Origin of the sequence: uncultured Pedobacter sp. (assembly GCF_913776295.1) — a bacterium.
GTDB lineage: Bacteria > Bacteroidota > Bacteroidia > Sphingobacteriales > Sphingobacteriaceae > Pedobacter.
On sequence record NZ_CAJYOJ010000027.1, the window covers coordinates 45948 to 52841 of the forward strand.

Below are 6894 nucleotides of genomic sequence, written 5' to 3' on the forward strand. Positions count from 1 at the left end.
TTAAAACAGTTCTAAAACAACAACCAGTTGCAGTATAACATTCGCATAAATCCCGGCCAATACATCATCAGCCATTACGCCCCAGCCACCCGGTAAAACCTCTAATTTGCGGATACCAAATGGTTTAAGGATATCAAAAAACCTAAAAAGTAATAGACCGATTAAGGTATATTGCCATTTTAAAGGTATAAACAGTAGTGTAATGCACATTCCGGCCACTTCATCAATTACTACCCGGTTATGGTCTTTACCCCAAATCTCCTCTACCCGGTCGGCACTCATGATTCCGATCATCACAATCAACATGGTGAAAAGTACCGGCCATAAATAGGGGTTACTGTAAGGCCTCTGGGAAAGTTGCCAGCAGATACAGGTTGCTATTGCAGCATAAGTGCCTGCACCTTTGCCGATATAGCCTATTCCCAGAGCCGTTGATATAAATTTGTGGATAAACACTATACGGTTTCTATTAATTCTTCTTCGTAATCCTGGCCTAAATGAGTGATCAATTCTTCGCCCATGATGTAACGTAAGGTATTCTGAAGTTTCATTAACTGTTTAAAAATGTCGTTTTCTGCAGGTACACCCGGAATCGTTTGTGGTGATTTCAGGTAGAATGATAACCATTCCTGAATGCCCGACATATTAGCGCGTTTCGCCAGATCGATAAACAATGCAAGGTCCAGTACAATCGGTGCGGCTAAAATCGAATCACGGCAAAGGAAATTGATTTTGATCTGCATTTTATAACCCAGCCAGCCGAAAATATCAATGTTATCCCAGCTTTCTTTGTTATCACCGTGAGGCGGATAATAGTTGATCCTGATTTTGTGGTACATCTCGCCATATAAATCGGGATTTACTTCTGGTTTAAAAATATCTTCCAACACGCCTAGTTTTGATACTTCCTTGGTTTTAAAATTATCCGGATCGTCTAACACTAAACCGTCGCGGTTACCCAGAATATTATCAGAGAACCAACCGTTTACACCCAACGAGCGTGCCGCCAAACCCGGTGCTAAAATGGTTTTCATCAAGGTTTGACCGGTTTTGAAATCTTTACCGGCAATTGGGGTATCGGTTTCTTTAGCCAGTTCAATTAAAGCAGGAATATCCACCGTTAAGTTTGGCGCGCCGTTGGCAAATGGTATTCCCAATTTTAAAGCAGCATAAGCATAAATCATACTTGGTGCAATGCGCGGATCGTTATCTCTTAAACCCTGCTCAAAGGCCGCCAATGATTCATGTACTTCAGAGGGTTCGAAATAAATTTCGGTAGAACCACACCAAACCAATACGATCCTATCGCAGTGGTTTACAGCCTTGAAGTTTTTGATATCATCCATTACGGCCAAAGCCAGTTCGTAACGGTTATCGATGTCTTTAACATATTTACCATCCAGGTTTTTTACATAATTCCTGTCAAACGCGGCGCGCATCGGTTTAATAGCCTGTAATTCCTCGCGTACATCGCGCAACAGGTTGGCATCCAGCACACGGGCATTCAATGCTGCCTCGTAAACATTGTCTTCATATACGTCCCATCCACCAAAAACCAGGTCATCAAGATTGGCTAAGGGAACAAAATCTTTAATTTTTGGCTCCTTTTTTTCGGTTCTTTTACCTAAACGGATAGTCCCCATCTGTGTTAACGAACCGATAGGTTTTGAAATGCCTTTTTTTATCGCGGCCACTCCGGCAATCATTGTTGTTGCTACAGCGCCGAGTCCTGGCATTAATATGCCCAGTTTACCTTCGGCTGCTTTTACTTGTTGTTTCATTCTATTTTTATTTAAAATCTATAACCAATTATGTTTACGGTACCAGCTAATGGTTTCATTTAATCCCTCTTCCAATCCGAACCGGGGCGTAAAACCAAAGTCTTTCTGAATGTTTTTTATGTCACAGCCCCAGTTAAGGGCGGTAAGTTCTTTTATCTTATCTACATTTAAGGCCGGGGTCTTATTGAATACGCGATACAATCGCTCCATCCCCCAGGCAAAGCCCTTTATTATCTGCAGGGGTACATTTACAATCAATGTGTTTTTGTTTAATGCTTTACGTACGTGGTCAGCCAGCGCAGACCGGTTATACACCGCCCCGTCAGATACATTGTAACTTTTGCCAACCACATCAGAGGAAAGTGCCCTTATAATGATATCGGCCAGATCTGTAGCATACACAAAGCTCAATTCCTGTTCTTGTTTGCCTATATACAGTTCCAGACCAGCTTTAATCGTTTTAATTAAGATAAAAATGTCTTTCTCACGTGGACCGTAAACTGCTGTTGGCCTGAAGCTAATTAATGGCAGATTCTGAATCCTGGCCAGGTACGTTTCAGCTAATGCTTTGCTGATCCCATAATGGGTTACCGGATTTGAGGGGCCATCATCTGTGAGTTTTTCATTTTTTTGATTTAAGGGGCCCAGCGCAGCTAAACTACTGATGAAGACAAACTTTTTGATGCGATGTGTAGATTTTGAGGCTGCTACTGCCAGATTCCTGGTGTAGGTTGCGTTAATTTTATTGTAATCACTTAATTGTTTTGCCTTGGTTACTGCAGCAGCATGTACAATATAATCGTACTTTTTCTCTTCGATATTCTCTTTCAGCAAATAGATCGATTCAAAATCAAGATTTACATAATTGATCTCAAAATCTTTAAGATGACCCGCAGTTGCAAGGTTACGTACATTGGCAAATACCTCCAGATTGTCGGCCAAAGCAGATTTAATCAGGTGATAGCCCACAAACCCAGTTGCTCCCGTAATCAACACCCGCTTTTTCATATCGTTTTTTCTAAAATCCTGTATTTACGATATAACTTTCCACCAATATCTTCAATGGGTTTATTGATCAGCTCGTTATGATCTAAAGTCCAGCTGGCCTCCGCATATTTCATTTTTTTAGCTTCGAAATGTTTGATGATCCGTCCATATAAACAGGCTTCGATTCCCATTTTGCGGTAACCATCCACCACACCAAGCAACAAAATACGGATCCCATCGATTTTCTTTTTATTCGCTAAAAGCTTCAATAGCCCCGTTGGGAATAGCCTTCCACGCTTAATTTTGATCAAAATCTGGTTGATATCAGGTATTGCTAACGCAAAACCTATAATCTTGCCATGTTGCTCGGCCAGAATGCAAAACTCAGGATCGAGGATCAGTTTTAAATCGTTCGCGGTATAGTCAAACTCTTTATCCGTCATCGGCACAAAACCCAGGTTTTTGTCCCACGCTCTATTATAAACCTCCCTTACCGCATTACATTCCTCCTTAAATTTCTTCATGTTGATTTTGCGCAGGATGATGTTGTTCCGTTTCAAACGTTCCTCGATCCTGTCCATTAGTTTCACCGACCGGTCGTTATAATTGCCTGCAGTGTAACGGTAGGCCCTTAAATCAACATTTTTTTGAAAACCGGTCTGCTCTAAAAGCGACAGATAGTAAGGCGCATTGTAAGGCATCATGGCTACCGGCGGTCCGTCGAAACCTTCGATCAGCAGTCCGCATACCTCATTCGTTGAAAAATTTACCGGCCCTAAAATTTTTGTCAATCCCTTTTGGCTTAACCAATCCTGCGCCGCTTCAAAAAGCTGTTTAGCCACGGAAGCATCATCAATACAATCAAAAAAGCCAAAAAAACCGTCTTTCGATTCGTAGACCTTATTATGATTGGTGTTGTTGATGGCGGCGATCCGTCCAACTATTTTACCTTCCTCATAAAGCAAAAAAAGCTGTATTTCTGAATGTTCGTAAAATGGATGTTTGCCGGGCGTAAGCAGATCGCGCTGTGCAATAAAAAGCTCAGGCACATAGTTTACATCACCTGCATATAGTTGGTGCGGAAAATCTACAAACGCTGCCAACGCTTTTTTACCGAAAACCTTTACCAGCTCTCTCATGATTGGCTTCCTACTAATTCTACATGAACCGCCTTAAAAGCCGCACTTAGTTTGCTTACTGCCAATTCAATCTGATCAAAAGTATGGGTCGCCATTAGCGAAAATCTGATCAAAGACGAATCTGAAGACACTGCTGGTGATACCACCGGATTAACAAACACACCATTTTGCTGAAGGATATTGGTAATCATAAAGGTTTTGGTATTATCGCGGATGTAAATGGGTATAATCGGACTGTTACTGTGCCCGATATCGAAGCCGGCATTTAGCAAAAGTCGCTTCGCATATTCTGTATTGGCCCATAGCTGGTCAATCCGTTCAGGCTCTGATTCGATCATATCCAATGCGGCAATTACACTGGCTACCGCTGATGGCGGCATACTGGCACTGAACATGAGTGAACGGGCACGATGTTTAATATATTCGATGGTTTCGGCGCTACCGGCAATAAAACCTCCCAATGAGGCCAGAGACTTGCTAAAAGTACCCATGATGAGGTCCACATCTTCGGTAAGATTGAAATGTGATGCCGTACCTGATCCATTAAAGCCAATAACTCCAAGACTATGCGCATCATCCATCATAATATTGGCGCCAAATTCATTGGCAATTTCTACCATTTCTGGAAGATTTACCAAATCGCCTTCCATGCTAAAAATGCCATCGGAAACTATCAATTTAGCGGCATCTTCAGGTAGCCTGCTCAGTTTCCGGCGCAGATCCTGCATATCGTTATGCGCATATTTAATCGTACGCGAAAAGGCCAACCGGCTTCCGTCAATGATAGACGCATGATCGTACTCATCCAGCAACAGATAATCGTTACGATCCAGCAAACAGGAGATTACTCCTAAGTTGACCTGAAAACCGGTACTAAAAAGCACCGCAGCTTCTTTGCCCACATATTCGGCCAAACGCCTTTCCAGTTCGAGGTGAATATCAAGCGAGCCGTTTAAAAACCGAGATCCTGCACAGCCGGTCCCATATTTATCAATTGCTGCTTTGGCGGCTTCTTTTATTTTGGGATGATTGGTTAATCCTAAATAAGAATTTGAACCAAACATGAGTACCTTTTTCCCATTGATCACCACTTCGGTATCCTGGCCGGATTCTATCGACCTGAAATAAGGATATAATCCCTTTTCTTTTATCACCGCCGCATCCTTAAAAGAGGCAATCCTGTCTTGTAATTTTTTACGCATGCTGAACACTTATATTCTTCAGTTTGTTAAACCCTGTTCTGAAAAGTTTGGTCTGCACCTAAACGCCACTTGTAGAGACTAAGTAACGATATAGATTAAGGCTACATTAACCAAACGATTTGATCACACAATTTTAACGCGGAATTGAAAGTAAAAAAAGGTTCAAATGTGGGATATATTGGTCAAAAAGTTGGATCAATAAAATGTGACATTCAGATGAATTGACCAATTGACAATCTGACCTTTATTATAAAATGGTAAAAAGGTTAAAAACAGCCAAAAGCGTACAAAAAACAACATAAAAAACTGAATTTAAGTTAATTAAAATATAAAAAATTATTAATCAAAAACATCAAAATCGATCAGAAATTAGTCATTTTAAAAAAATACACTTGTAAAAATAATCTTGAATACTAGATTTGCCACTACAAAATCCGACAGATAAAAGGGCAGGAACTATCCACAAAAGGGTGGCTGAAATTGTAGTGCAAAAGATGATCGAATCTGTTAAGAAATTATTAAAAAATACGGAACGATTTTATGCAACAACAGTTACTCAATAAAACTTTTTCAGAAAAAAACCACGAGGAGGCGCTTTCTTTAAATGGGGGTTTAATGGCAAAAATCCATCATAGCAATGATCCGCATTATTGCAGCTCGGAGCCTTTCCGCATATCAAGTTATGCTTTAATTCTGATCACAAAAGGGAAAATGAACGTGAGGATAAATTTCACAGAGCAGGTATTAAATCAAAGAGATATTTTACTCGTTTTTCCTCAAGCCATTTATGAGATCAGGGAGCAGAATGATGTTTCTTTTATCAGTATCCATTTTAACAAAAGTTATTTAAAAACCAAGGGGGTATTCTTTAATACCGGGGAAGTTTACAGAATGTTCCAGGACGGTCCCAAACATAAATTTTCACTATCAAAAGAGGACTATACCTTCATTTACTATGATATGCTGGCGCTGCATAAAAAGCTAAATACAGCTAAGGATACCCCGCAGATTAAAAACATTGTGCATAACAGCTTTCTGGAACTGCTTTACGATCTCTTTCTTTTAAGGAACAAACAGAAAGACGCAATGCCTCTTGTACATGATAGCAAAACAGAGCTCACCAATCGTTTTCTATCGCTGGTAGCGGAGCATTTTAAAAAGGAAAAACGTGTAATTTATTATGCCAACTGCTTACGCATTACGCCAAGGCATTTATCGCAGGTGGTTAAAAAGGTAACTGATAGAACAGCCGGGGAAGTTATTGATGAAATGGTGATCAGGGAAGCGAAATTGTTACTGACCAGCCATAGAATGAATATTTCGGAAGTGGCCATGGAACTGCGTTTCAGCAACTCATCTTTTTTTGGCAAGTATTTTAAAAAGCAGACGGGGATTACCCCGTCTGAATATAAGTTATCGAATAATATTGCGGTGTAGGCTAATCTTTTTAATTAAGTCTGGAGAGTTGTCAGTCTGAAGGATAATTTATTTTATAAAAATCAATATAAATGACGTAACTAATTACTTATGCTATACAGCCCAGTCTTGCCTCGGCTCGCCGCCGCCGAAGGGCTCTTACTTTTTGGCATCAAAAAGTAACAAAACCGAGGCTTTGCCGAGCTCATCAATACAAATGAAAACAACAGAAAACTATTAATAAAATGCCGGCTGAAAATTTTTCTTTTAAAGCCAGTAATAGGGCTTGGGCAGTAGAATCCGAAAAATTTGTTAGGCCGGACTTAAGTAGAACGGAGACACAGTGCGAAGGCCTTTTTGGATGGAAAT

Annotated in this window: 6 protein-coding genes; 1 reads left to right on the plus strand and 5 read right to left on the minus strand. The window is 40.4% G+C overall.

The annotated features are described in order from the left end of the window. The 5 genes from QZ738_RS05315 to QZ738_RS05335 are packed head-to-tail and all read right to left on the minus strand — an operon-like array spanning nt 1 to nt 5109. Nucleotides 1–456: a phosphatidylglycerophosphatase A gene (locus tag QZ738_RS05315; protein WP_293785408.1), complete on the minus strand. Its 456-nt coding sequence runs from the start codon at nt 454–456 to the stop codon at nt 1–3. After that, nucleotides 456–1781 (minus strand): inositol-3-phosphate synthase, encoded by a 1326-nt coding sequence (locus tag QZ738_RS05320; RefSeq protein WP_293785410.1) that lies wholly within the window; start codon nt 1779–1781, stop codon nt 456–458. The genes QZ738_RS05315 and QZ738_RS05320 overlap by 1 nt, the downstream gene beginning before the upstream one ends. An 18-nt stretch (nt 1782–1799) precedes the next feature. Then, complete coding sequence (locus QZ738_RS05325) at nt 1800–2789, minus strand: NAD(P)-dependent oxidoreductase (protein WP_293785412.1); 990 nt, start codon at nt 2787–2789, stop codon at nt 1800–1802. Next, nucleotides 2786–3907, minus strand: a complete 1122-nt coding sequence (locus tag QZ738_RS05330; RefSeq protein ID WP_293785414.1) for a hypothetical protein — start codon at nt 3905–3907, stop codon at nt 2786–2788. The genes QZ738_RS05325 and QZ738_RS05330 overlap by 4 nt, the downstream gene beginning before the upstream one ends. Continuing rightward, nucleotides 3904–5109, minus strand: coding sequence for a pyridoxal phosphate-dependent aminotransferase family protein (locus QZ738_RS05335; protein WP_293785416.1), 1206 nt, complete (start codon nt 5107–5109; stop codon nt 3904–3906). The genes QZ738_RS05330 and QZ738_RS05335 overlap by 4 nt, the downstream gene beginning before the upstream one ends. 540 nt (nt 5110–5649) lie before the next feature. Here QZ738_RS05335 and QZ738_RS05340 point away from each other — a divergent pair. After that, nucleotides 5650–6546, plus strand: coding sequence for an AraC family transcriptional regulator (locus QZ738_RS05340; RefSeq protein WP_293785418.1), 897 nt, complete (start codon nt 5650–5652; stop codon nt 6544–6546). Nucleotides 6547–6894: the final 348 nt, after the last annotated feature.

What these genes read in the sequence shown, in the direction of transcription:
- QZ738_RS05320 (WP_293785410.1), bottom strand. Translation starts at nt 1,781, where the DNA reads ATGAAACAACAAGTAAAAGCAGCCGAAGGTAAACTGGGCATATTAATG.
- QZ738_RS05330 (WP_293785414.1), bottom strand. Translation starts at nt 3,907, where the DNA reads ATGAGAGAGCTGGTAAAGGTTTTCGGTAAAAAAGCGTTGGCAGCGTTT.
- QZ738_RS05325 (WP_293785412.1), bottom strand. Translation starts at nt 2,789, where the DNA reads ATGAAAAAGCGGGTGTTGATTACGGGAGCAACTGGGTTTGTGGGCTAT.
- QZ738_RS05340 (WP_293785418.1), top strand. Translation starts at nt 5,650, where the DNA reads ATGCAACAACAGTTACTCAATAAAACTTTTTCAGAAAAAAACCACGAG.
- QZ738_RS05335 (WP_293785416.1), bottom strand. Translation starts at nt 5,109, where the DNA reads ATGCGTAAAAAATTACAAGACAGGATTGCCTCTTTTAAGGATGCGGCG.